General features: G+C 63.3%; 26 protein-coding genes. 12 read left to right on the top strand and 14 right to left on the bottom strand.

The genetic code is table 11. From position 1 onward, the window contains the following. Positions 1-51: 51 nt before the first annotated feature. Both CLU86_RS01160 and CLU86_RS01155 read right to left on the bottom strand, forming a co-directional pair. Positions 52-528: a DUF2244 domain-containing protein gene (locus CLU86_RS01160; protein WP_099740290.1), complete on the bottom strand. Its 477-nt coding sequence runs from the start codon at positions 526-528 to the stop codon at positions 52-54. A gap of 151 nt (positions 529-679) precedes the next feature. After that, a complete protein-coding gene (locus CLU86_RS01155; RefSeq protein WP_099740289.1) occupies positions 680-1588 on the bottom strand; it encodes a biotin synthase in 909 nt (302 codons plus the stop codon). A 45-nt stretch (positions 1589-1633) separates the two neighbouring features. Between CLU86_RS01155 and CLU86_RS01150 the strand changes: the two genes are divergently transcribed. Further along, positions 1634-2356 carry a ComF family protein gene (locus CLU86_RS01150; protein ID WP_099740288.1) on the top strand — a complete coding sequence of 241 codons (723 nt, stop codon included), beginning with the start codon at positions 1634-1636 and terminating at the stop codon, positions 2354-2356. A gap of 32 nt (positions 2357-2388) precedes the next feature. On the opposite strand, the gene CLU86_RS01145 is transcribed toward CLU86_RS01150, so the two are convergent. The 5 genes from CLU86_RS01145 to CLU86_RS01125 all read right to left on the bottom strand — a co-directional run bounded on the left by CLU86_RS01145 (position 2389) and on the right by CLU86_RS01125 (position 7319). Next, positions 2389-3378, bottom strand: coding sequence for a branched-chain amino acid ABC transporter permease (locus tag CLU86_RS01145; protein WP_099740287.1), 990 nt, complete (start codon positions 3376-3378; stop codon positions 2389-2391). 11 nt (positions 3379-3389) lie between these two features. Beyond that, entirely contained in the window at positions 3390-4274 is an 885-nt protein-coding gene (locus tag CLU86_RS01140) for a branched-chain amino acid ABC transporter permease (RefSeq protein WP_099740286.1), read from the bottom strand. A gap of 69 nt (positions 4275-4343) precedes the next feature. Further along, positions 4344-5546, bottom strand: a complete 1203-nt coding sequence (locus CLU86_RS01135; protein WP_099740285.1) for an ABC transporter substrate-binding protein — start codon at positions 5544-5546, stop codon at positions 4344-4346. A 77-nt stretch (positions 5547-5623) separates the two neighbouring features. Beyond that, the gene (locus tag CLU86_RS01130; RefSeq protein WP_099740284.1) at positions 5624-6355 is read right to left on the bottom strand and encodes an ABC transporter ATP-binding protein; all 732 of its coding nucleotides are present in this window, start codon (positions 6353-6355) and stop codon (positions 5624-5626) included. A gap of 193 nt (positions 6356-6548) precedes the next feature. After that, a complete protein-coding gene (locus tag CLU86_RS01125; RefSeq protein ID WP_099740283.1) occupies positions 6549-7319 on the bottom strand; it encodes an ABC transporter ATP-binding protein in 771 nt (256 codons plus the stop codon). A 343-nt stretch (positions 7320-7662) separates the two neighbouring features. Here CLU86_RS01125 and CLU86_RS01120 point away from each other — a divergent pair, with 343 nt between their 5' ends. Together CLU86_RS01120 and CLU86_RS01115 are read left to right on the top strand one after the other, a co-directional pair. Further along, a complete protein-coding gene (locus CLU86_RS01120; RefSeq protein WP_099740282.1) occupies positions 7663-9483 on the top strand; it encodes an ABC transporter transmembrane domain-containing protein in 1821 nt (606 codons plus the stop codon). Between the two features lie 213 nt (positions 9484-9696). Beyond that, positions 9697-10197 carry a tRNA (cytidine(34)-2'-O)-methyltransferase gene (locus CLU86_RS01115; RefSeq protein WP_099740281.1) on the top strand — a complete coding sequence of 167 codons (501 nt, stop codon included), beginning with the start codon at positions 9697-9699 and terminating at the stop codon, positions 10195-10197. Here the strand turns inward: CLU86_RS01115 and CLU86_RS01110 are convergent. Next, positions 10194-11156: a LysR family transcriptional regulator gene (locus CLU86_RS01110; protein WP_369803797.1), complete on the bottom strand. Its 963-nt coding sequence runs from the start codon at positions 11154-11156 to the stop codon at positions 10194-10196. The genes CLU86_RS01115 and CLU86_RS01110 overlap by 4 nt on opposite strands. 229 nt (positions 11157-11385) lie before the next feature. Between CLU86_RS01110 and CLU86_RS01105 the strand changes: the two genes are divergently transcribed. Next, the gene (locus CLU86_RS01105) at positions 11386-11700 is read left to right on the top strand and encodes a DUF4148 domain-containing protein (protein ID WP_099740279.1); all 315 of its coding nucleotides are present in this window, start codon (positions 11386-11388) and stop codon (positions 11698-11700) included. A 212-nt stretch (positions 11701-11912) separates the two neighbouring features. Here CLU86_RS01105 and CLU86_RS01100 read toward each other — a convergent pair whose 3' ends face one another. The 3 genes from CLU86_RS01100 to CLU86_RS01090 form a co-directional block, all read right to left on the bottom strand. Next, the gene (locus CLU86_RS01100) at positions 11913-12377 is read right to left on the bottom strand and encodes a MaoC family dehydratase (protein ID WP_099658219.1); all 465 of its coding nucleotides are present in this window, start codon (positions 12375-12377) and stop codon (positions 11913-11915) included. A 94-nt stretch (positions 12378-12471) separates the two neighbouring features. Continuing rightward, the gene (locus CLU86_RS01095; RefSeq protein WP_099740278.1) at positions 12472-13092 is read right to left on the bottom strand and encodes a ParA family protein; all 621 of its coding nucleotides are present in this window, start codon (positions 13090-13092) and stop codon (positions 12472-12474) included. A gap of 134 nt (positions 13093-13226) precedes the next feature. After that, positions 13227-13865: a LysE family transporter gene (locus tag CLU86_RS01090; RefSeq protein WP_099658217.1), complete on the bottom strand. Its 639-nt coding sequence runs from the start codon at positions 13863-13865 to the stop codon at positions 13227-13229. A gap of 198 nt (positions 13866-14063) precedes the next feature. Between CLU86_RS01090 and kefC the strand changes: the two genes are divergently transcribed. From kefC to CLU86_RS01075, 3 genes are all read left to right on the top strand, one after another. Further along, on the top strand, positions 14064-15971 hold the full coding sequence (gene kefC, locus CLU86_RS01085; RefSeq protein ID WP_099740277.1) for a glutathione-regulated potassium-efflux system protein KefC: 1908 nt from the start codon (positions 14064-14066) through the stop codon (positions 15969-15971). Positions 15972-16069: 98 nt separating this feature from the next. Next, a complete protein-coding gene (locus CLU86_RS01080; RefSeq protein ID WP_099740276.1) occupies positions 16070-16366 on the top strand; it encodes a YciI family protein in 297 nt (98 codons plus the stop codon). Between the two features lie 78 nt (positions 16367-16444). Then, a complete protein-coding gene (locus CLU86_RS01075) occupies positions 16445-17068 on the top strand; it encodes a hypothetical protein (RefSeq protein ID WP_099740275.1) in 624 nt (207 codons plus the stop codon). A gap of 61 nt (positions 17069-17129) precedes the next feature. On the opposite strand, the gene CLU86_RS01070 is transcribed toward CLU86_RS01075, so the two are convergent. Continuing rightward, positions 17130-17501 carry a hypothetical protein gene (locus CLU86_RS01070; RefSeq protein WP_199175072.1) on the bottom strand — a complete coding sequence of 124 codons (372 nt, stop codon included), beginning with the start codon at positions 17499-17501 and terminating at the stop codon, positions 17130-17132. 208 nt (positions 17502-17709) lie between these two features. On the opposite strand from CLU86_RS01070, the gene CLU86_RS01065 reads away from it, so the two are divergent. The 4 genes from CLU86_RS01065 to CLU86_RS01050 are packed head-to-tail and all read left to right on the top strand — an operon-like array spanning position 17710 to position 22282. After that, complete coding sequence (locus tag CLU86_RS01065; RefSeq protein WP_099740273.1) at positions 17710-19833, top strand: TonB-dependent siderophore receptor; 2124 nt, start codon at positions 17710-17712, stop codon at positions 19831-19833. A gap of 35 nt (positions 19834-19868) precedes the next feature. Then, positions 19869-21041: a PepSY domain-containing protein gene (locus tag CLU86_RS01060; RefSeq protein WP_099740272.1), complete on the top strand. Its 1173-nt coding sequence runs from the start codon at positions 19869-19871 to the stop codon at positions 21039-21041. 39 nt (positions 21042-21080) lie between these two features. Next, positions 21081-21905 (top strand): hypothetical protein, encoded by an 825-nt coding sequence (locus tag CLU86_RS01055; RefSeq protein WP_099740271.1) that lies wholly within the window; start codon positions 21081-21083, stop codon positions 21903-21905. Next, positions 21902-22282 (top strand): hypothetical protein, encoded by a 381-nt coding sequence (locus tag CLU86_RS01050; protein WP_099740270.1) that lies wholly within the window; start codon positions 21902-21904, stop codon positions 22280-22282. Before CLU86_RS01055 ends, CLU86_RS01050 begins: the two co-directional genes overlap by 4 nt. A 453-nt stretch (positions 22283-22735) precedes the next feature. Here CLU86_RS01050 and CLU86_RS01040 read toward each other — a convergent pair whose 3' ends face one another. Further along, positions 22736-23188, bottom strand: a complete 453-nt coding sequence (locus CLU86_RS01040) for a hypothetical protein (RefSeq protein ID WP_099740269.1) — start codon at positions 23186-23188, stop codon at positions 22736-22738. A gap of 134 nt (positions 23189-23322) precedes the next feature. Further along, positions 23323-23682: a DUF6232 family protein gene (locus CLU86_RS01035; RefSeq protein ID WP_099658207.1), complete on the bottom strand. Its 360-nt coding sequence runs from the start codon at positions 23680-23682 to the stop codon at positions 23323-23325. A 449-nt stretch (positions 23683-24131) separates the two neighbouring features. On the opposite strand from CLU86_RS01035, the gene CLU86_RS01030 reads away from it, so the two are divergent. Then, the gene (locus CLU86_RS01030) at positions 24132-24773 is read left to right on the top strand and encodes a trimeric intracellular cation channel family protein (RefSeq protein WP_099658206.1); all 642 of its coding nucleotides are present in this window, start codon (positions 24132-24134) and stop codon (positions 24771-24773) included. Positions 24774-24855 lie beyond the last annotated feature (82 nt).

Raw genomic sequence — 24855 nt, 5'->3', positions numbered from 1 at the left:
CATTTACTTCTATGCCTCAAATTAACCAATCCCCGCAGCGCCTGCGTGGGGTCAGGCGGCCCGCAAGGCCATGCGGATCTCAGACGCCAGAGCAGCACGAAGCTCCGGGCGCACAAAACGCCCCACCTCGACCGACCTGCCTCGTGCAGACAAGGTGATGAGCGATCTGTCACCGGTCTTGGGCTCTACTCGAACCCAGCTTCGGTCAAATTCAGCCCGCTCACGCCTGCCCGCTGTCTCCCTCTCCACCACAAGGCGAGACCCTTGCAGTGAAATCTTTTCGCCATCCGTCGCGTGACGAACGTACATGGCAAATGCAATTCCGACAACAGCAATTTCCAGGGATATGAAGGTCGACATCGGGTAAGCACCGAGGAACCAGAAGCCTGCGGCAACACCGAGCAACACACAACACAGTGACAAGGGCACCCACCCGAGCGACACCGGGCTGACCGAGCCATGCCGGACGAGACACCAGGCGATGTCCTGATCGGACACCGTGGCAAAACGCAGAACCAAGCCAGCCACCGGAAATACTCACAAAAATTGCCTGCGGCTTCTGCTCGCTCCTGCAGAGCACGCCAGACAAAGTTGCGCGGGAAAATGCCCGAAATTTCACATCCCAACTGGCAAGAATTGTAGCTTGCCTTGTTCTAAATCATTGACACGGCGTTACGAGTTACTCATTAACTGGGCCGTTACGCAACATGGCGCGCATGTCACTCAAAGAGACCGAGCTGCTGGGGCTCACACGCACGCGCGGCGCGGGTTTGAAGGCATGGCCGTAGATGATTTCAAAGGTCAGCGAGAGCGGCTTGCCCGCTCCATCACCGGCATCACCCAATCGATCGGACAAGGCCTGGAGCAATTGCTGGCGCCAGCGCTTGCCGCGCAGCGCTCCAAAACGCTCTGGGTGCAAATTGCAGCCCAGTTCACGCAACTCTTGCAGCAGGCGCTCGGGGGTCGCAAAGGTCAGGGTGATTCGCTCCATGTCCATCACGGGCTCGGCAAAGCCCGCCTGCACCAGCATGTCACCCCAATCGTGCATATCGGTAAACGCGTGGCCCGCCGGGGGCCAGCCCAGATCAGCATACACAGCGCGCAACTCCTGCGCAGTGTCAGGCCCCAGGCAAGAGAACATCAAATAACCATCCACAGCCAAAGCGCGGTGCCATTGGGCGATGAGCGCCTGGGGATCGGCCGCCATGTGCAGTGCCATGTTGGCCCAAAGCATCTGTACGCTACCGTCGCTTGGCATCTCCACACGCGTGCCGCCGCCCGTCCAGCGGGTGGGACTCCACCAAGGCTTGTCCAGGGCTTGGATTGCTGCCCCCTGGCTTGTCAACGAGGTCTCTGCCACCACGCAGTCGGCCTTGGGATAGCGCGCACTGACGAGCGCATGCCCCTGCAGCCCCCCACGCACGGCGTCCCAGTGGCACCACGCCTGCGGAGCCTGCCGAATCCACTGCAAGCGGTCTTCCATGCGCCGGGCCACCTCTTCATGCAGCCAGGGCGACTGGGCGGGCGCACTGGCGTGCCAACGCGCTGCCGCAACGGGGTCTATGGTGGGAGGGCGCTCTGTGGGCATGGGGCTCGATACCTGGGTCAAACGGCAGGCGAGTATATTGATTCCATGCTTTTCAGGCGCTTGTCAGGCCTCTTGAGGCCCATCACCCAACTGGCACAACTCGTGCCCAGCCAATGCGCCGTGTGCCATGCCTGGCCCGCACAGCGGGTGTGCAACGCGTGCGTGGCGCGGTTTGCGCAGCCCAGCCACCGCTGCACACGCTGCGCCTTGGTGGTGCCCGGTGGGGTGCCAATTTGCGGTGCCTGCCTGAAAGAGCCGCCCGCCATCGACACCTGCCTTGCAGCCGTGCCTTACGCATACCCTTGGGCGCAGGCCATCAAAGCCTTCAAGTTCCACAACGATCCTGGCTGGGCCAAGCCACTGGCCACGCTGTTGCGCAGCACGCCGTGGATAGAACCTGCGCTGGAAGCCGCAGACTGGGTCATCCCCATCCCGTTGTCTGACCATCGGTTGAAAGAGCGTGGGTTCAATCAGGCTGCACTGATAGCCCAGAAGCTGACCCCCACCAAAACAAACACCCAGGCCATGCTGCGCCTGCACGACACCCCCGCCCAAAGCGGACTGACGCGGGCACAGCGGCTGCGCAATCTGCGCAACGCCTTCATGGTGGAGCCCCGCTGCGCTGCCGCGTTGCAGGGCCGCCATGTGATCTTACTGGACGATGTGATGACCACCGGCGCCACACTGGATGCCGCCGCCAGCGCGCTGAGAGCCTGTGGCGTGGCGCACATCACCGGAGTGGTCGTGGCGCGCACAGAGCGCGAGTAAGGGCAAGCAAGCCACCCCGGTCAGGCCGCGCTCTAGGTACCTTTGCGCCAGCGCGCTTGCAGGGCAATGATCTCGCCCATGATGCCCCGGCGGAACGCCAGCACGCACACCACAAAAATAAGCCCCGTGACCATGGTGACCGACTCACCCAGGGTCTTGAACCATTCCACACTTGTGAGTGCCGCCAGCAAATTGCCCAGCTCGCCAATCTTGTTTTCGAGCAACACCACCACCGCCGAACCGACCAGCGGACCAGACAGGGTGCCCAGCCCCCCCACCAGGTTCATCAAGATGACCTGGCCAGAGGCCGTCCAGTGCACGTCTGATAAGGTCGCAAAACCCAGCACCAGCGTTTTCAGCGAACCCGCCAAACCGGCCAGGGCCGCAGACAGCACAAATGCCAGCAGCTTGTAGCGGTGGGTGTCGTAGCCGAGCGAAATTGCCCGAGGCTCGTTTTCCTTTATGCCCTTGAGCACCTGGCCAAACGGCGAATGGATGGTGCGCACAATGAGGCAAAACGCGGCCACCACGATGACCAGCGTAACGTAATACATGGCCAGATCGCTTTGCAGGTCAATCAGCCCCAGCAGCTTGCCACGGGGCACACCCTGCAAGCCGTCCTCGCCGCCAGTGAATGGCGCCTGCAGGCAAGCAAAGAACAGCATCTGCGCCAGGGCCAGCGTGATCATCGAAAAATAGATGCCCTGGCGGCGAATGGCAAGCCAGCCAAACAGCAAACCCAGCAACCCACCACTGGCGGTACCAAACAGCAAGCCCACCTCGGGTGTCATGCCCCAGGCTTTGACGGCATACCCCGCCACGTAGGCAGCGCCGCCAAAAAAAGCCGCATGTCCAAACGACAGCAGCCCGGTGTAGCCCAGCAACAAATTGAAGGCGCAGGCAAACAGGGCGAAGCACATGAGCTTCATCACAAACACAGGGTAAGCGCCTGCAAACGGCGCCGCCAACAAAGCCAGCAACAGCAGCCCGTATCCCAAATTGGCGATTCTTTTCGAGTTCATGGACCGGCCCCTTATTTCTCTTTGCCGAACAAACCGGCAGGGCGGATCAGCAAAACAATCACCATGATGACAAACACCACTGTGGATGACGCCTCGGGGTAGAACACTTTGGTAAAGCCCTCAATCACACCCAAGCCCAGTCCCGTCAAGATCGAGCCCATGATCGAGCCCATACCGCCGATCACCACCACGGCAAACACCACGATGATGAGGTTTTGCCCCATGAGCGGGGTGACCTGGTACACCGGCGCAGCCAACACACCGGCAAACGCGGCCAGTGCGGCACCAAAGGCATAGGTCAGGGTGATCATGACAGGCACATTCACACCAAAGGCCTCCACCAGGCGCGGGTTCTCGGTGCCCGCCCGCAGGTAGGCACCGAGCTTGGTCTTTTCAATCACGTACCAGGTGGCCAGGCACACCACCACTGAGGCCACCACCACCCAGGCTCGGTAGTTGGGCATGATCATGAAGCCCAGGTTGGTAGCGCCTTCCAGCAACTCCGGCGTGTCGTAACCCAGGCCGGACACCCCATAGATCGAGCGGAACACCCCCTCAATCAACAGCGTGAGGCCCAGTGTCAGCAGCAGCCCATACAGATGGTCTAGCTTATAGATCCAGCGCAGCAACAGCCGCTCAATCACCACACCAAACACACCCACCACCAACGGCGCCAACACCAGCATCCACCAATAGCCGATGCCCAGGTAGTTCATGGCCATCCAGGTCGCCAAGGCCCCCATCATGAACAGCGCACCATGCGCAAAGTTAATGACGTTGAGCAGCCCGAAGATGACCGCTAAGCCCAGACTCAAGATGGCATAAAACGACCCGTTGACCAACCCCAAAAGGAGTTGGCTGAGCAGGCCTGGCAAGGAGACACCGAAAATTTCCATGGGAGGCAGCGCCGGTGAAAGGGGGTGGGATTCAGTGCGTGAAACAGCGGAGCGTCCAGACGGACGCCATCACTTCCACAGAGCGCACTTGCTCTCGGCCTTGGTGGTGAAGACGGTGTCCCCCGGCAGCTTCTTGATGAGCTTGTAGTAATCCCATGGCTTGGTCGATTCCGATGGCTTCTTCACCTCCATCAGGTACATGTCGTGCACATAGCGGCCATCGGCACGCAACTGGCCAGAGCCAAAGAAGTCGTTCATCTTCATGCCCCGCCAGGTGGTCATGACCTTATCGGCATCAGCACTCTTGGCAGCTTCCACGGCCTTGAGGTAATTCATGGTGGCCGAGTAATCGGCCGCCTGGATTTCAGTGGGCATACGCTTGGTCTTTTCAAAAAAGCGTGCCGAGAACTTGCGGGTTTCTTCATTCAAGTCCCAGTACCAGCTGGTGGTGAACTGCAAGCCCTCGGTGTTGCGCAAGCCCAGGCTGTGCACGTCGCTGATGAAGATCAGCAAGCCCGCCAGCTTCATGGTCTTGCCAATGCCAAACTCTTTGGCCGCCTTGATGGAGTTGATGGTGTCGCCCCCGGCATTGGCCAGGCCCAGAATCTGCGCCTTGGAGTTTTGCGCCTGCAGAAGGAACGAGGAGAAATCGGACGCATTGAGCGGGTGGCGCACAGCCCCCACCACCGAGCCGCCCTTGGCCTTCACCACGGTGCTGGTGTCTGCCTCCAGTGCGTGGCCAAACGCGTAGTCGGCTGTCAGGAAGTACCAGCTCTTGCCACCACTGTCCACGATGGCGGAGCCCGTGCCTTTGGCCAGGGCCACAGTGTCATACGCATAGTGCACGGTATAGGGCGTGCACTGGTCGTTGGTCAATGCCGAGCTGGCGGCGCCGTTGTTGATGTACACGCGCTTTTTCTCTGCGGCCACCTTGGCAATCGCCAAAGCCGTGCCCGAGTTGGTGCCGCCAAACACCATCGTCAGCCCCTGGGTGTCAATCCACTCGCGGGCCTTGGATGCAGCAATGTCGGCCTTGTTCTGGTGGTCGGCACTCATCAGCTCAATGGGCATGCCCAGCACCTTGCCACCAAAATCATCGATAGCCATCTGAATGGCCAGCGCTCCGTTCTTTCCCTCCACGTCAGCGTATAAGCTGGACATGTCGGTGATGAAGCCGATCTTCACTTTGTCCTGAGCCTGTACAGACGGGGCTGCCAGCCCTGCAGCGCCCAATACCAAAGCCAGTGCGGTAGCCAGTTTGCTCTTCTTCATGGTTTGTCTCCTGTGGGTATAGAGGGGTACGGTGTGACGAGAACGTTGACTCTGCAAAAGGACGGTGGCAGGGGAATTCAAACCCCAAGCAACTCGTTGAGCACGGGCATCTTGGCCTGCAGTTGCTCGGCCCCAAACTGCTCCACGATGCGCCCATGCTCCATGACATAAAAGCGGTCTGCCAGCGGTGCAGCAAAGCGGAAGTTCTGCTCCACCATCACCACCGTGTAGCCCTTTTGGCGCAGCGTGGTGATCATGCGGGCCAGGGCCTGCACGATGACAGGGGCCAGGCCCTCCGAGATTTCATCGAGCAACAGCAAATTGGCGCCCGTGCGCAGAATGCGGGCCACGGCCAGCATCTGCTGCTCGCCGCCCGACAGGCGCGTGCCCTGGCTGTTGCGCCGCTCCGCCAGGTTGGGGAACATGGCGTAAATCTCGGGCACCGACATGCCTGGTGTGCCGGTCTTCAAAGCCGGTGGCAACAGCAGGTTTTCCTCGCACGAAAGGCTGGAGAAAATGCCCCGCTCTTCCGGGCAATAGCCCACGCCCAGGTGGGCAATGCGGTGGGTGGGCATGCCCACAGTCTCCACCCCATTGATCTTGACCGAGCCCTTGCGGGCCCCCGTGAGACCCATGATGGCGCGCATGGTGGTGGTACGCCCGGCGCCATTGCGCCCCAGCAAGGTCACCACCTCGCCAGGTTGCACCACGATATCGACCCCATGCAGCACATGCGACTCGCCGTACCAGGCTTCAAGGTTCTTGATTTCCAGCGCGGGCACGCCGTTGTTGTTTGAAGGATTAGCCATCTCAGTGGTCCATTGCGTTCCACGCTGCCTGTAGAAACCGGCGCGCACAAAGCCAGGGCCCCCGCCGCGCAAGGGCCGTCGCGCTGCTCAGGCGGCGCTTCGCTTGTGTGCACTGGGGGCGTTCCCCTCTCGACTCGCGCAGCGGGTCGAGAGAGGGGGAAGGCGCGAAGCGACTCAGGGGGAGCTTCTTCATTCAATGCGCCCCTTGGAGTTGGCCATCTGTCGTGCCCATATAGGCCTCCATCACCTGCGGGTTGCTGGAGACCTCGGCATACGGCCCCTCTGCCAGCACTGCGCCACGCTGCAACACCGTGATGCAGTCGGCAATGGTGGAGACCACCTTCATGTTGTGCTCCACCATCAAGATGGTGCGCCCGGCCGAGACCTTTTTGATGAGCTGCGTCACCCGGTCCACATCCTCGTGCCCCATGCCTTGTGTGGGCTCGTCCAGCAGCATGAGCTCGGGCTCCATCGACAGCGTGGTGGCGATCTCCAAAGCGCGCTTGCGGCCATAGGGCAGGTTCACGGTCACCTCGTCGGCCAGGTCGTCCAGGCCTACCTCGGTCAGCAGTTGCATGGCGCGCTCGTCCAGCTGCTGCAGGCTGCGCTCGCTGCGCCAAAAGTGGAACGACGTGCCCAGCTTGCGCTGCAGGCCCAGGCGCACGTTTTCCAGCAGCGTGAGGTGAGGGAACACCGCCGAAATCTGAAAAGAGCGAATCACCCCTCGGCGCGCAATTTGCGCAGGGGCCTCTGCCGTGATGTCGCGCCCGTTGAAGCGGATCACCCCGGAGGTGGGCACCAGAAACTTGGTGAGCAAATTGAAGCAAGTCGTCTTGCCCGCCCCGTTGGGACCGATGAGCGCATGGATGGAGCCCCGGCGCACCGCAAGGTTGACATTGCTGACGGCGGTAAAGCCTTTGAACTCTTTGGTCAGGCTCTGGGTTTCAAGGATCACATCGCTCATTGCGCCTGGGTCACTCCATGGTGCGGGATGAAAACTGACTTGCGCAAAGGCTGGCGTGAAGCCGCTTTGCTGTGGTGCATCGTATGCCCCGACCGTGGTTGGCAGATACTGGTACTAATGCCTATGTATTAATGCCTAGACACAGACCCTATGCCCTCACCCTCGCGCCCAGCGCACCCCAATCCACAGCGATGGGCAACGACACGCAGCGATACATAGCGACATGAATTGACATCTACCGATATCTGGCGACACCCGCGCAACACCTGATCGCCCTACCATGCGCCATCACGCGGGGCACGCAGCCCCGCCCTTCACAGCCCCTCTGCCCATCCCATACCCCATGGCCACACCCACTGCCCCCGCTGGCAACGCACGCGGTGCACCGCGCTCGCTCACCGGGCTTGTGCCCTTTCTCAAGCCCTACCGTGCGCGCATTGCGTGGTCACTGCTGTGCCTGGTGCTGGCAGCGCTGGCCACACTGGCATTTCCGCTGGCGTTACGCGATTTGATCGACACAGGTCTGGTCGCGGGCGACCGCGCCAGCCAAGCCATGGAACTGCGCGGACACTTTGGTGCGCTGTTCTTGGTGGCCGTAGGGCTGGGTGTTTTTTCTGCCGCCCGGTTTTATGCCGTGAGCTGGCTGGGCGAGCGGGTGACGGCCGACCTGCGCCAGGCGGTATACAGCCACGTGCTGCGCCAAAGCCCCCAGTTCTTTGAAAGCACCCAGACCGGCGAGGTGCTGTCGCGCCTCACGGCCGACACCACGCTGGTGCAAACCGTGGTGGGCTCGTCGCTGTCGATGGGCCTGCGCAATGCCGTGATGGGCATTGGCGCGCTGGGCATGCTGGTGTGGACCAACCCCTATGTGATGTCGGTGGTGCTGCTGGCCGTGCTGCTGGTGGTGCTGCCCGCCATGTGGATTGGGCGGCGCGTGCGCAAGCTCTCGCGCGACAGCCAGGACCGCGTGGCCGACTCCAGCGCCATTGCGGCCGAAGTGCTCAACGCCATCCCGGTGGTGCAAAGCTACACCGCAGAGCAGCGCGAGTCCGCCCGCTTTGCGGGGGCGGCCGAAAGCGCTTTCTCCACCGCCGTGCAGCGCACCCGCGCACGCGCCGTGCTGGTGGCCTTCATCATCATCGCCAACGCAGCCCTGCTGCTGTGGGGCTTGTACCGTGGCACACAGGCGGTGCTGGCGGGCCAGATGACCGCTGGGCACCTGGGGCAAACCGTGGTTTACGTGATGCTGCTGGCAGGCGCCGTGGCCGTGCTGGGCGAGGTGTATGGCGACCTGCTGCGCGCCGCTGGAGCCACCGAACGGCTGATGGAGCTGCTGGCCACCCAATCGCCTGTGGCAGAGCCCGCATCGCCCCTGCCACTACCGCACACCGGCCGGGGCCTGGCGGTTGACTTTGCCTCGGTGCAGTTTCGCTACCCGTCGCGCCCCGACCAGCCTGCGCTGGCCGATTTTTCACTCACCCTGGCACCCGGTGAAACGGTGGCCCTGGTAGGCGCCAGCGGCGCAGGCAAGACCACGGTGTTTCAGTTGCTGCAGCGTTTCTACGACGCGCAAGCTCCGCACGATGACGCGGCGCCGTCGGGCATTTTCCTCAACGGGGTGAACATCCGCGACCTGGCACTCACCACGCTGCGCAGCCACATTGCCACCGTGCCGCAAGACGCCGTGATCTTCGGCGCGTCGGCGCTGGAGAACATCCGCTACGGCAAGCCAGATGCCACCCCAGAAGAAGTGAAGGCCGCCGCCCAGGCCGCTTTTGCCGACGACTTCATCCTGGCCCTGCCCCAGGGCTACGACACCTTTTTGGGTGAGCGCGGCGTGCGCCTGTCGGGCGGGCAAAAGCAGCGCATCGCCATTGCCCGTGCCATTTTGAAGAACCCGCCCCTGCTGCTGCTGGACGAAGCCACCAGCGCACTCGATGCCGAGAGCGAGCGCATGGTGCAAGCCGCGCTGGACACCGCCATGCAGCGCCACACCGGGCAGCGCACCACCCTGGTCATTGCGCACCGGCTGGCCACGGTGCAAAACGCCGACCGCATCGTGGTGCTGGAGCACGGCCGCATCGTTGAGCAAGGCACCCACGCCAGCCTGTTGGCCGCCCAGGGCGTGTATGCCCAGCTGGCCAAGCTGCAGTTCACGGCCTGAGTGGGACGCATGGGATGAGGCAGCCCGCTAGGAGTCTGCGCGGCTGAAGGAGCATCGGCTGCAACGTGCGATAAACCGGTCTCGCGCGGTACTACCTCCGGCGCCCAGGGGGCCACCCTGGGCTTATCGGTAGCGCCACGCGATCCTCGGTTTTCGCGCGTTTCGCTTCGATGCCTTCTGCCACGCAGACTCCTAGGCAACGACAATAGCGGCATGTTTCACATTGTTCTTGTCGAGCCCGAAATCCCGCCCAACACCGGCAACGTGATCCGGTTGGCGGCCAACACCGGGTGCACGCTGCACTTGGTGGAGCCGCTGGGCTTTTCCATGGAAGACCGCCTCATGCGCCGCGCAGGGCTGGACTATCACGAGTACGCCCAGGTGCTCAAGCACCGCGACTGGGCCACGTTTTTGAGCGATGCCAAGCCCGACCCGACCCGCATGTTCGCACTCACCACGCGGGGCACGCAGGGCGTGCACGACACGGCCTTTCAGCCGGGCGACTGGCTGGTGTTTGGCTCGGAAACCCGTGGCCTCGCGCCCGAGCTGCGCGAGACCTTTGCCCCCAGCCAGCGCCTGCGCCTGACCATGGTGGCCGGGCAGCGCAGCCTCAACCTCTCCAACGCAGTGGCAGTGACGGTGTTTGAGGCCTGGCGGCAAAACCAGTTTGCGATGCCCAAGCCCCCCGCACCAGAGGTGGCCGCCGGAAGTTAAGCCGCCTCGCCAGCGGGCAGCCCGGGGTAGCTCTCGATCTGCTTGCGCATTGCCATGGACTTGCGCACCTGCTCGCTCAAAAAATCCAAAAACACCTTGGTGCGCGCAGGCAGCATGCGGCCAGAAGGCAGTGCGGCATACACGGTGTAGCGTGCGTAGATCCATCCCGGCAGCAACTGCACCAGTTCGCCCTGGGCCAGGTACTCGTGTGCCAGCAGGCGCGGCGCCACAGCCACACCCATGCCGTCCACCGCGGCGCGCATCAGCACCTCGGTGCTGATCGACTGCAGCACCACCGACGGCACGTCCAGCTCTTGCGGGGGCTGCAGCCCATCCACATGCGACAGCCGCAGTTTGCGACCCAACCCTGGGTGAGCCCGCGCTGCCATGCCCGAATCGCGCAGGTAGTCGTGCTGCAACAGGTCTTGGGGCTGCCCAGGCAACGGCAAGCCCTTGCGCGCCAGGTAGCCTGGGGCCGCCACCACGATGGATTCGCCCTGCATCAAGGGGCGGGCAACGATGTTGGCATCGAAGTTCTCGGCCGCCACCATGAAGGTCACATCAAACTCATCCACCCGGCTGGAGGCATAGGCGTCGATATCAATGTCCAGCATCAGCCGGGGGTGCAGCGCATGCCACTCGCTGAGCAGTGGTGCCAGGAAGTTGGTGGCCAGCACCGGCGACGCCACGATGCGGATGGTGCCGCGCAGGTCGCGCGTGCTGGCGGCCGCTGCCGCTTCGGCGTCTTCAATCTCATGCAGGATGCTGCGCACCCGTGCTAGGTAGGCGTCGCCCGCCTCGGTCAGGGCCAGCTTGCGCGTGGTGCGCTGCAGCAGCCGCGTGCCCAGGTGCTGCTCTAGGTCAGCCACCAGCCGCGTCACCACCGGGGGCGACAGTTCAAGCCACCGTGCGGCAGCGGCAAAGCCGCCTTCGTCCACAACGGCCTGGAAAACACGCATGGTCAGAAGCCTATCCATTTGGGAAATTATGTTTTAGCCAAAGGTTGGATTATTTCTGTTTTGCGAATTATTCATTGCCAAGGATGCTATTTTTCAAAGGGATAACCCTAGATAAAGTTCACCCCATCGATGAGCGACACCGCTACGGACACTCACCGAGGCAGGCCCCGCTGGCGCACTGTGCACCGGGGTGGGTCTGGAGAAAAGCCCAACTTTTGAAGGAATCCTCATGAACACGTACCGCACCCTCGCCGCCGTCACACTCGCCCTGAGCGCCTTTGCAGCACAAGCCGACTCGGCCCTGCCCAGCGATGGCAACTGGAACAACTACCCCCTGAGCGCCCAAGCCAGCAGCACCCTGACCCGCGAAGCCGTGGTGGCCGAGCTGGTGGCCGCCCGCGCCGCAGGCACCCTGCCCCAAGACTCCGAGTGGTACAACGTGCCTGCGCCGCTGAACGTCAACGGCTCTGCATTGGCCCGCACCGATGCACGCAACGACGCCATGGCCGCAGCCAAGGCGGGCCGTACCTCCAGCGCTGAATAAGCGCCCAACGCACAACGCCAACGCCAACGCAGTCGAGGACCGGCGCAGCATTTGCCCACAAACGGTCCACACCACTGCCCCAGCGTCAAAAAGGCCTGCCCGGGTTGCCCGGCAGGCCTTTTTGCTGTGTGAGCGAGCGCTGCGACCTTGGCCCGCAGGCCAACGCTCAACGGATTAACTGCTCAGCGGCCCAGTCGCCAAGACTAATGGCCTCAAGGCGCTGCGCCGTAGTTGCGCGCCAGCGACTCGGCCACGCACACAGGCTTGTCGCTGCCCTCGCGCTCCACCGTCACCAGCCAGGTCATCTGCATGCCATCCGGCTCCATGCGCTCGGCGGCCTGCAGCACCAAGCGGGCCCGCAAGCGGCTGCCCACCGGCACGGGCGCCGTAAAGCGCACGCGGTTGAGCCCGTAGTTCACGCCCATGCGGGCGCCTTCGATGGTGAGGCCCTGCTCAAAAAATTTCGGAATCAACGACAGCGTGAGAAAGCCATGCGCAATCGGTGCGCCAAACGGCCCAGCCTTGGCGCGCTCAGGGTCCACATGGATCCACTGGTGATCGCCCGTGGCCTGGGCGAACAGGTTGACCTGCTCTTGCGTGATGGTGATCCAGTCGGTCACGGCCACTTCCTGGCCCACGCAAGCGCTGACTTCGGTGTAAGAGCGAAAGATTTTCATCGCCCCAATGTAGCGCTGGCCTTCTACGGCCCTTGTCTGCCACGCGACAGGAACGCAGGGCTGGCCTGCCCCCTGTTCAGCGCTCCAACCTCCATCAGGCGTCCAGCCAGTTGCAAATGCCCTGCCACTGCTCCAGGTCGCGCGCCACGCGGGTGGTGCTGCCCACGTCAAACACCGTCAGCCCCTGGGCAGCCAGGTGCACATAGTTTTGGGTGTCGCGCACATAGCCCAACACCGGCAGGCCCAGGCCTTCCACAAAATGGTGCAGTTGCTCGGCCGAGCGGGTGCGCTCGTCAATGCGCATGCCCACAATGCCCACCTGCACACCCGCTGCATGGCGGTGCTCGCGCAGCTTGTCCAAAAACGCCTGGGTGGCGTAGATGTCAAAAATGCTGGGCTGCAGCGGCACGATGACCTTGTCAGCGATCTTCAGCACGTCTTTGAGGGCGCTGCCGTGCAGGCCGGCAGGCGTGTCCAGCACGGCATGGGTGGTGCCCTTGGGCGGCTTGGCCGGCGCGTCGGCATCGGTATCCCAGCGGCCAATGGCGGCCACGTTGGCGGGGCGCAGGCTCAGCCACAGGTGGCCAGATTTTTGCGGGTCAATGTCCCCCAGCACGACCGGGTGCCCCCGGCTGGCGTAGTAACCCGCCACGTTGGTCGAGAGGGTGGACTTGCCCACACCGCCCTTGGGATTGGCAACAACAACCACTGGCATATCGATCTCCTTGTGACGGGATGCGAAAAATAACAAACAAATTCGACGCTAGCGCTTTATACATAAGCGCTAGAAGCTACCAAATCAATAGCAAAAACACACCCAAGCCACTGATGGCAGGGGCCTCCCAGGCCTCAGGCGTGCTGCCCGCCGCGCTTGACGAAGAACAGCCCCGCGCCCACAGCCATCAGCAGGCCGCCAAACACCCGATTTTGCACACGCACAGCGCGGGCGCTGCGCATCAGGCGGCGCAGCGCGCTGGCCCCGGCAGCGTAGCCATGCATCACCACCACGTCCACGGCCATGGTGGTCACGGCCATCACCAGCAGCTGCGTCCACAGCGGACGCGTGTCGGTCATGAACTGGGGCAGCACGGCCACCATGAAGATGATGCCCTTGGGGTTGGTGGCGTTGGTCAAAAAGCCGGTCAGGCAGCGCTTGGTCCAAGGGCCTGCGGGTGCCGCCTCGTCGCCGTGGATGGGCGAGCGGTCGCCCGCGCGCCACTGGCTCAGGCCCACCCAGATCAGGTAGCAGGCGCCGCCCACCTTCACCACGCTGAAGGCCACCTCAGACGCCAGCAGCAGCGAGCCCACGCCCGCCCCGGCGATCAGCAAAATCAGCAGCAAGCCCAGCTGCAGGCCCAAAATGGTGGCACTGGTCTTGCGTACTCCAAACGACAGGCCATGGCTCATCGACAACACCGCGCCAGAGCCCGGCGACACCGCAATCAGACAAGACGCCGCAAAAAAAGCCAGCCAGGTTTGCAAATCCATGGGGTGCACCGCAATGAGGGGGATGAAGGGGCTGCATCATAGCGCCAGTTGGCGCATCCAGACCAGGATCAAAATCCGCCTTGCAGCAAGCCAGCAAAGCGCGAAACGCTACTGAATAAATAGCAGAAAATCACCACGCTGCGCAGATGCCAAAATTCTGCAGCACCCGCCCCTTCCACCCACACCACCGCCCGCCCCATGGAACACGCACCCACCTGGCTCACCTACGGCTTTTTATACCTGAGCGCCGCCGTCCTTGCCGTGCCCCTGGCCAAGGCGCTGGGCCTGGGCTCCATCATTGGCTACCTGGCCGCAGGCATTGCCATCGGCCCCTGGGGGCTGGGGCTGGTGAGCAATGTGCAAGACATCCTGCACTTTGCCGAGTTTGGCGTGGTGCTCATGCTCTTTTTGGTGGGGCTAGAGCTGCAACCGAGCCGCCTGTGGGCGCTGCGCCGCCCCATTTTTGGCACCGGCACCGCCCAGGTGCTGGGCTGCGCGGCGGCGCTGTTTGCACTGGGCTGGCTGGCGGGGCTGCCCTGGCGCATCAGTCTGGTGGGCGCGCTGGGACTGGCCCTGTCGTCCACCGCCATTGCGCTGCAGGTGCTGGCAGAGCGCAACCTCATGCGCACCAGCAGCGGGCAAGCGGGGTTTTCCATCCTGCTGTTCCAGGATGTGGCGGCCATCCCCATCCTGGCGATGCTGCCCATCCTGGGCGCAGCGGCGGGCGAAGGCGCGGGCCACACACCCACCGATGTGGCGCTGGAGGCCCTCAAGATCGTCGGCGTGATCGGCGCCATCATCCTGGGCGGGCGCCTGCTGCTGCGCCCCCTGCTGCGCTGGATCGCCAAGAGCAAAACCCCTGAAATCTTCACCGCCGCCGCGCTGCTGCTGGTGGTGGGCATCGCCTACCTGATGGTGCTGGTGGGCCTGTCGATGGCGCTGGGGGCCTTCCTTGCCGGTGTGCTGCTGGCCGACAGCGAATACCGCCGCGAGCTCGAGGCCGACATTGAGCCCTTCAAAGGCCTGCTGCTCGGGCTGTTCTTCATCGCCGTGGGCATGAGCATCGACTTTGGCGTCATCCTGCGCTCGCCAGCCCTCATGGCGGCCATCCTGGTCGGCTTCCTGGCGGCCAAGGCCATCGTTATCTACACGCTGGCCAAGCTGGTCAACATCCCCTACCAAGAGCGCCCCGTGTTCACCCTGCTGCTGGCCCAAGGCGGCGAGTTTGCATTTGTGGTGTTCCAAGCCGCCGCTGGTGCCAACGTGTTTGCGGCAGAAACCGCCTCGCTGCTCATCGGCGCCGTGGCGTTGTCGATGCTGATCAGCCCGCTGTTGCTGGTGCTGCTGGACCGCGTGCTGCTGCGCCGCTACGCCCGCCTCAAGATCACGCCCCAGGCCGAAGAAATCTCCGAGCCGCAAGAGGCGCCCATCATCATTGCGGGCTTCGGCCGCTACGGGCAGATCGTCTCGCGCGTGCTGCTGGCCGAAGGCATCCACACCACCGTGCTCGACCACAGCGTGGACATGCTGGAGGTGGCCCGCACCTTTGGCTACCGCGTGTTTTATGGCGACGCCACGCGGCTCGATCTGCTGCGCATCGCAGGCGCTGAGCGCGCCCGCATCCTGGTCGTGGCGGTGGACGACCCCGAGCAGTCCCTCAAAATCGCCAAGCTGGCGCGCGAACACTTCCCCCACCTGCAGATCGTGGCCCGCGCGCGCGACATCAGCCACTGGAACAAGCTGCGCGACCTGGGCGTGACGCTGGTGCAGCGTGAGCTGTTCGAGGCCAGCCTCAAAAGCGCGCACACCGTGCTGGAGCTGATGGGCCTCTCCGCCGCCGAGGCCACCACCTTCACCGACCGCTTTCGCAAACACAACATCGCCCTGGCCGACCGCATGTACCCGCACCACAAAGACCAGGCCAAATACATCGCCGTGGCCCGCGAAGGCCGCAGCCAACTGGCCGAGCAGATGGCCAAAGAGCGGCAGGAGAGCGCGGCGCTGCATGCATCAGGCGCGGCGTACCCGGGGTATGGCGGGGTGGAAGAGGCGGGGGAAAGCGGTGAGCCTGCCCATGCCAATCATTCAGACAAAAATAGGCTCTAGGGCGCATCTAAAAAGCGCTAGCAGCTATATTTTCAATAGCAAATCAACACCGCCTGGCTTGCCAAGCCGCAGCTGCTTCGCCAACCCACCCGCACCCCATGCTCTTTGCCGTGATCTTCACCGACAAGCCCGGCTGTGGCGATATCCGCGCCGCCCAACTCCCAGCGCACATTGCATGGCTGGAGGCGCACCAAGACATCATCCCCGTGGGCGGCTCCTTGCGCGCCAAGCCCGGGGCGGTTCCGAAGGGCGGACTGTGGCTCGCAGAGGCCGAATCCAAAGCCCAGATCGAGGCCTTGCTTCAGACTGACCCATTTTTTACGGCAGGCCTGCGCCAGAGCTACGAGATCCTGCACTGGTCCAAGGCCAACGACGCACGCAAGGTGCTGATCTGACCGGGCCCGTTGAAAAGGCGCTTCAGCCCTTGCCATCGTATTGCGCCAACGGGCCTTGGAACCGCGTTGGCTGCGCCTATGATGCCATCGGAGGAAGCCTTGGTTTATGCGAGCCGTGAGGCAGAATTCGGCCAAAACCTGCCATTACCCCGTTACCAGAACCAGATGGGCACTAGCTACAGATTCATCGTCGACCCGGCTGAACCGTCGCCTGTTCTTGAGTGGTTCAGGGCGGCTACACCGTCGCCCACAGAGATGCGCACCCCAAATTCGACCGTCTTCCATTTCAAGGACTTGGGGCCGGTCGTTTCTATGCCGGACGGGACCCCTGACAAGATCAATTCGCCGGTCGTCACGGTTTTCAGCCCGACGGTGAAGCGAGGAGTTCTGTGGACGGTTGGCGAAGTGCACTTCCTGCCGACACCCCTAAAGGTCAAATTTCCTAAACTTGACTCTGTGAGCCGAGCGTTCGCGAAATGGTTGAAGGAACGACCGTGCGTGTTCTCAAACAAACCTGGCAGCGTTAACGAATTCGACTACTACCTTGAGGGCTCGATCAGAAACTACGATCCGCCTCTATATGCCTTTCCTTCGGGCGTGGCGGCGCTGACGCAAGGCCAGTATTTCGTCAGCGACGATGAAACTGCTCCCCGTTTGGAAAGCATCTGCAAGGCTCTGCGTCTGCGAGGGATTGATTGCTAACCTTCAAAAAGTGACCGCTTCGGAGCAAAGCGAAAGCCTGCAATGGGCCCTAAGCCGTCTCTCAGTAGTAGCCCAACTCGCGCAAAACTCTCGCCTTGCTGAGGACGGGCTGCAACTTCGATTCCAGGCTCAAGAACCATTCCGGTTCGATTAGGGTGCCAATCGCGTCACGCTCCAGCGGTGGTATCCACTCCTTGTGTCTATGGAAGGCATCGGGTATGGCTCGGCTAAGTGCGGATAGGTGTTCTTGCTCAAAGCCGTGCAGCTGCAAATTTTCAACATCAGCGAGAGCCGCTTCATATGCAGACTTCAAATGCGCGAATGAGGGCCGCACTGAAACGACACCGATCAAGTCTCTAAGAGCCAGCCGCAACTCCGAAAGTTGCTGCAATCGCTGCTCTTTGTTGTACCGATGTTCGTGCATGAAATCCACAGGACTCTAGGACTGCTTCTGGCCGAATTCTGCCTCAGCGCAGTCCACCTCCCAGCCATTCCAAAGACCAACAACAAGAACCATTCTCAATTAAAGATAGAATCGCGCACTCCCTTTAGCGCAGGGTTTTCACCCTTCGCGCTCCGTCCCGCCAGCCAGCGTTCCGACCACGCAAGCCCGCGATCTCGCTCTTGCCTCGGAACCGCTCATGTCCCTGCCTCCTCTGGCCCTTCGGCCTTCCCGCATCGCGCGCCGGTTTGCGCTGACGCCCATCGCTTTGTGCCTGGCGCAAGTCGCCTTAGCACAGACACCGCCCACCGACGCTGCCCCTCAGCTCCAGGAAGTCCGCATCAACGCCAGCACCGAAAAAGACATGGGCTTTGCTCCGGTGGAGGCGCAAACGGCCAGCAAGGCGCCCATGCGGCGGCTGGAGACGCCGCAGTCCGTGAGCGTGGTCACGCGCGAGCAGATGGAGTCGCGCCAGGTCACCAATGTGCAGCAAGCGCTGCAAACCGTGGCGGGCGTGAGCCCTGTCAACTTTGGGCGCCGGGGGTTTGATGACCTGAACATTCGGGGCTTTCGCTCTACCGAATCCATCTTGGTGGATGGCCTGGTGCAAAGCCCGGGCATGTGGGCCAAATTGCAGCCTTATGGGTACGAGCGTTTTGAGGTGCTCAAGGGCTCTGCGTCGGTGCTCTACGGCCAAGTGCAGCCGGGCGGCATCGTCAACGCGGTGAGCAAACGGCCCAAGAAAGAGGCGCTGAGCGAAGTGGGCGTGGAGGTGGGCAGCTTTGGCCAGCGCACGCTGCAGGCCGACATCAACCGGCCGCTGTCTGAATCGGGCAAGACGGCGCTGCGCATCAATGCGCAAGTCTCGAATGCCGACGACCCCACGCAGTTCGTCTACCGCAAGGACCGGTGGTTTGCGCCGTCGCTCTCCGTCGACCTGGGCGCGCAGACCGACCTGGTGTTGTTCGCCACCTACAGCCAAAGCCAGTGGATGCGCCAGCAGGGCATCTCGCCCTACGGCACTGTGCTGCCCAACCGCAACGGCACCCTGTCTCGCACCCTGTTCACGGGCGACCCGAGCTTTGGCGGGTACGACGTGGAGAGCAAAACCGTGGGCTATGCGCTGGAGCACAAGCTGTCGGACACCATGACCTTTCGCCAAAACGTGCGCTACGAGAGCGAGAAGGGCACGGGCAACTTTGTCTCGAACCTGGCGCTGCAGGCCAACCAGCGGCTGCAAAACCGCCAGGCGACGCGCCAGTACCTGGACTACGACCTGCTGGCTACCGACACCTCGCTGCTGTCGCACTTTGACGCGCTGGGCGTAAAGCACCAGCTGGTGACGGGGCTGGACGTGCGATCCGGCCACTCTTACCAAGCGCAGCGCCGCTGCACCATTGGTGCGCTCGACCTGTTCAACCCGGTCTACGGCGTGGCCGCTACCTGCCCCGTCAACCTGACCAGCGATGCGCCCGAAAAGCTCAACGTGATGGGCCTGTATGCGCAAGACCAGATCAAGTTCGGCCAGGGCTGGACGGCTTTGGTGGGCCTGCGCCGCGATTGGTCGACCAACGACATCGATGACCGGGTGGCCGCCAAACAAACCAGCCAAAAGGACAGCGCCACCACGCTGTCTGCGGGCCTGGTGTATGAGTTCAAGCCCGGCTGGTCGGCGTATGGCAGCTATGGTGAATCGTTCCTTCCGGTGTCGGGCCTCACGTTTGGCGGCACGCCGTTTGTGCCAGAGACAGGCAAGCAGTGGGAGGCCGGGGTGAAGTACGAGGCGCCCGGTGGCCAGCTCACCGGCGCGCTCGCCGTGTTTGACCTGGTGCGCAACAACGTGACCACGGCCGACCTGGTGAACACCGGCTTCAGCGTGGCCACGGGCCAGCAGCGAGCACGCGGCCTGGAGGCCGAACTGGGCGCCGACCTGAAGAACGGCTGGAAGCTCACCAGCGCCTACACCTACACGCAGACCAAGGTCACACGCGACAACAACGCTGCCATCGTCGGCCTGCCGCTGAACCTCACGCCGCGCCACACGCTCACCGCCTGGGCCACCTACAAGCTGCCGCAGGCCCCGCGTGTGACGCTGGGCATGGGCGGGCGGTATGTGAGCGAGCAGATCGGCTCCTACCCCTTCACGCTGCCGTCGTACTTTGTGGCCGACCTGTCCGTCAGCTACGTGGGCGAAAACTATCGCATCACAGCCGGTGTGAAGAACCTGTTCGACAAGGCGTACTACGACGGCGCCATCAACGCCAACGTGGTCTCGCCCTCGCTGCCGCGCAACTTCAGCGTGGGGCTGACGTACTTCTTCTGACCCTGCCCGCGACCGACCCTGCCCGCAAGCCGCCCATGACCAGCCAGCGCACCCTGAACCGCCTTTTTGTCCTGCACTCCTGGGCGGGCATCGTCACGGGGTTGCTGATGTTCATCGTGTGCTTCTCGGGTGCGGTGGTGGTGTTCAAGAACGAGATCGATCTGTGGGCCAACCCCTCGCTGGCGCAGCTGCCGCGTGCTGAAACGCCCGCCCCGCTGGACACCGTGCTGGCGCAGCTGCAGGCCCGCTACCCCGGCGCCATGGTGGAGACGATTGCGCTGCCCGATGCCATCAACCCCCATTACTTCGCCTTTGTGCGCGAGCCTGGAGCACCGGCCACCACCCGCACCAAGGTCGCGCTGCGCGCTGACACCGGCGCGGTGGTGGGCCCGGTGGACAGCCAGCTCGGCCAGTACCTGCGCATGCTGCATGTGTTCCTGTTCTTCGGGCCCCGGTGGATCGTGGGGTTTCTGGGGGCGGCCATGCTGGTGTTGATTGCCACCGGCATCGTCATCCACCGCAAGATCCTGGCCGAGCTGTTCACCCAGCGCTGGGGCCGCAGCCTGCGCGTGGTGATGTCGGACCTGCACAAATGCGTGGGCATCTGGGGCCTGGGCTTTCACATCCTGATTGCGGGCACGGGCGCCTGGATGGGGCTGGCGCCACTGTTTGAGCAGAGCTTCAAGTACCTGACCGCACCCGCATCCACACCGCTGGCAACGGCCGACGGCGCAGCGGCCTCTCGCAAAGCCGCAGCGGCAGCCCCGGCGCCCATGCTGTCGCTGGATGCGCTGTACGCCGCCGCGCAGCAAGCGGCCCCGGGTTTGCAAGCGCGCTATGCATCGCTGCAGCGCTGGGGCACTGCCAGCGCCAGCGTGGCCTTCACCGGCAGCCTGCAAGGGCATTTGCTGAGCACGGCCAGGGTAGAGGCCAATGCCGCCACCGGCGCCATCACCCGCGTGCACGACCCGCGCACCCAGGGGTTCTGGTCGCAGTTCAATGGCTTGATGGAGCCCCTGCACTTTGGTGACTTTGGCGGGCTCACGCTGAAGTGGCTCTACTTTGTGCTGGGCATGACGCCCGCGTTTTTGTCCATCTCTGGCACCCTGATCTGGCTGGATTCACGCCAGCAGCGCCGCCGCACCGCCGTGCCTGCGCACACGGCACGGACCGCTGGGCGTGCCACGGCAGACGCTGCCGCGCCCTGACCATCCATCGCCTGACACATCGCCCCTGCACACGGCCCCATGAACCGACCCACCCGCTTTTACCTGGCACTGCACGCCACCCTGGCCGCCGCGTTGGTGGGGGCCATGGCGCTGCACCTGGGGCCCATCCCGGCACACTGGCCCGCCCTTGCGCAGCGCCCCGTCTGGACGGTGTGGGTTTTGATAGGCCTGTGGCTGGCACTGTCTGCCGCCGGGGTGGCACTGCGCCCACTGGGCCTGTGGCGCGTGGCCATGGGGGCCGCAGGGGCCGCGTTGCTGGCCCTGGGGCTGGGCGGGTGGGCGCTGGGTACTTCGCTGGCGGGATCGTTGCTGACGGGCTTGGCCGCCTGTGCGCTGGCCTGCGCGGGGCTGGCGGCGGTGATGGCCCCGGCGCGCATTCAGGCGCCTCGGGCTGCAGGCAAAGCGGTGCGCGCAGTAGCAGGCGCAGTGACAGCCACCCCCATGCGCGCCCCGTGGTGGCAGCGCATGGCTGGCTGGCCCCACTGGCCTTTTGTGGTGGTGGCTGCCGTAGCGCTGGAATCCTTCCGGCTGGGGCATGTCGTGGCCACCGGGGCGGCACGGCCTTCAGGCATGGCAGGCTTGCTCATTGCCTTTTTCCTCGCACTGCCAGCGGCCACGCTGCGGCACTGGTGGCCCCGTTGGGCCGCCGCGCTGTGGCTGCTGGCTGGCGCTGCCTGTGCGGGCCTGGCCCACAAATCAGGCCTGCCGCAATGGGCGGTGGCTGCCGTGCTGTGCCTGTGGCAACCCATGTGGGCGATGGGTGCTGTGCGGGCACGCTTTGGCGCCGCATTTCAGAGAGGCACAGCGCCCAACCCCAGCCCCGGCACCGAAAGCACCGCATGACCCTGGCCGACTTTGCACACCTGAGTGCCGTGCTGGCATCGCTGCTGGGGCTGTCAGCCTGGGCGCGCGCCACACCGACCCGGGCGTGGGGCGAACCTGCCGGTGCCCCACGCGGCAACCGCCACCTTCACCGCGCCGTGGTGCTGGCCACCCTGCTGCTCCAAGGCTGCACCGCCCTGGCCACGGGGCAGTGGGTGGATGCCCTCGCCCTGGTCGCAGCCGCCTGGATGGTGCTGGGCGGCGCCCTGGTGCTGACCATGAACCAGTGGCCCGCAGCCACCCGCCTGTGGGCCCCACGGCTAGGCTGGCAGGGGGTGGCGGGCTGCGTGGTAGCACTGGGCGCCGCGCTGCTACCTATTGGCTTGAAAGCCTTGTAAAACAAGCGCAAACAGCTATTTATTTCATAGCAACCCAAAACCCCAGACCGCGCTGTCGTGCCCTGGCCAATGCATGTACAGAGAAAGTAGGCTCCTAAGAACCTGTTCCAAATCTTTTTGGAGGATCGCATTGGAGTGCAATCGGGATGAGTGGATGCCTCGGATGTGCCGCATGGGCTCGTGCCCATGCAAGCAGCCGGGACATTCAATCGCCCGATTTCACTCCAACCCTTCGGGCAAGTGCCTTGCCGGGCGGTCTGCGTTGTTGCACCGCTTGCCAATAGCACGGGCTATTGGCGGCGCGCTGCGCCTAGCAGCCCATCCCGGCAAAGCACTTGTGCGACCCCAAAAAGATCTTGAACAGGTTCTAAAGTGGCGCGCAAACTCCTTTCGCGCCACTTTATTTGGCGCGATTCCGATTCGCGCCACCAGGAGCCCCGACTTTGAGGAAGATCACTTCCCGCACGCTTGCATCACTCGAATACTTCTCCAACGTTCGGCTCGCTCCGCTTCTGACAGCGAGATGCTGGATGCAGCCGTGATAGCGTTGTTGATATCGTGTTGCGAGGGACAAGGGCCGCTTACACGCGCAGGGGCCGAACCGATGGGTGCTCCAGGCCGGTGCTGCACCGACTCCACGACGCCGTTGCGCGTGTACACCAGCCAAGTCTCGTTTGAGCGCTCGTAAATCACCTGGTCCGCTTGCGTGCCGCCATAGTTGTTGGCATTGACCTTGGTAGGCTGGCCCATGGCCTCCTGGAGTTGCGCACTCGTCATCCCCACCATCGGCCGCTTTGCGCGGATCGCCTCGGCCATCTCGTTGTCGAGCTTGAGCTTTGCGCGCTTGGCCTGGGCATCCGCTTGTTGAGATGGGTCTGGCGTGCCAGTGGAGGGGCGGATGTCCATTTTTGTGCCCTGGCCTGCACAGGGCGCGTCTTGATAGACCTGCCGCCCATCCGCTCCAGTGCATTTGTTGACTGCCCATGTCTGGCTACAGAGCAACACCGCCGCAGCTATCAGTGTATGTTTGAGCATGCGCGTCAGCCCCGATGAACGATGGCTTGGTTCAGTGCCGCAATCACCTGGTTGAAGTACTCCTTGTCCACGGTGGAAAGCGCTTTGGTTTCGCCCCCTGCGGTGTTCAAAAAGATGTGGAAATAGGTCTTTTGGTTGTAGAGCAGAAACGCGGCGACAGCGACCACAGCAATGCCGAACCAGAGGTAATTCAAAGCAATCATGAGACCGACAATCAACACGACGATCAGCATCAGTCGGCTAGGTGCCTCTGTTGCAGGCTTGATGGACGTGACATTGCTCATGGCAAAAGTTTGCGCGTCCACAACAAAGCGGGCGTTGGTGACTTTGACGCCGTCGTGCTGAAAAAAGACCTTCTCATCCATTTGCTGTTCCTCTCTAGATTGGTTTGACAGTTGTCCTGGCTCCCATCGGGGGGCATCCGGCTATAGCCAAGGAGCAAATGCCACCGCCCCGGGCTTCAACTCCACCGAGCCAACGGGCCCTACAAATGGTAACAGTTCGTTTACATATCGCAGCTACCGAAACTGGTAGGCCCAGCGACTTCAGTCCGCTCTGTTCCCACATGCCCGCCGACCTGGCAGAGGTAAATCCGAGGCGGGCCAAACGGCTGGGCGGACTGGCTAGGTGTGGAGGGCTGCGTGGTGGCGCTGGGCGCCACTCTGCTACCAGTGGGGAGCGGAGCAAACATCAAACCAAATCAGCCCCTAGCGCTTATCCAAAAAGCGCAAGCAGCTATAAATTGAATAGCAAAACCACCCACACACCCGCAAGGTAGGCCCACGCAGCACAGCGACGCACGACAATCGCGGGCATGAAATGGACCGATGCCCCCTGGATTGAACTGTTGCGCCTGGCGCTGGAAGTGGCTGCCACCGTGGCCTTTGCCCTGTCGGGCGTGATGATGGCGGCGCGCAAGCGCTTTGACGCCGTGGGCGTGTGCGTGGTGGCATTTGTGTCGGCCTTTGGCGGGGGCACGCTGCGCGACCTGCTGCTGGACCAGCGCCCCTTCTTCTGGGTGCGCCACACCGAGTTTGTCTGGGGCATTCTGGGGCTGAGCATGGCGGCCATGCTGTTCATGCGCCAGCGCCACTTTGAGCCCACCGAGCGCGCCATGCTGCTGCCCGACGCCATCGGCCTGGGCCTGTTTGCCGCCGTGGGGGTGGACATTGCCGCCGCCGTGGGCATGCCCCCGCTGATTGCCGTGATGATGGGCGTGACCACCGGCGTGTTTGGCGGCGTGCTGCGCGATGTGCTGTGCAACGAGGTGCCCCAGGCCTTCAGCGACCACCGCCCCTACGCCCTGTGCGCCTTTGCCGGGGGCTGGGCCGACATGGCGCTGCGCCAGGCCGATGGCGCCGTGGTGAGCCCGCTGCTGGCCTGTGTGCTGGTGACGGCCGGGCTGCGCGGCCTGGCCTTGTGGCGCAATTGGCAGTTGCCCGCGTGGCGGGTGTAGAGCGGCGCACAAAGCCCCTGCGTGCCGCGAAACAACGCCCCCGCCAGGGCCAACGCCGTAAAATCGCCACCCCAGCCCCTGG

The organism is Acidovorax sp. 62, assembly GCF_002754495.1.
Lineage (GTDB): Bacteria > Pseudomonadota > Gammaproteobacteria > Burkholderiales > Burkholderiaceae_C > Acidovorax.
This window is presented reverse-complemented; position numbering and strand designations above follow the sequence as displayed.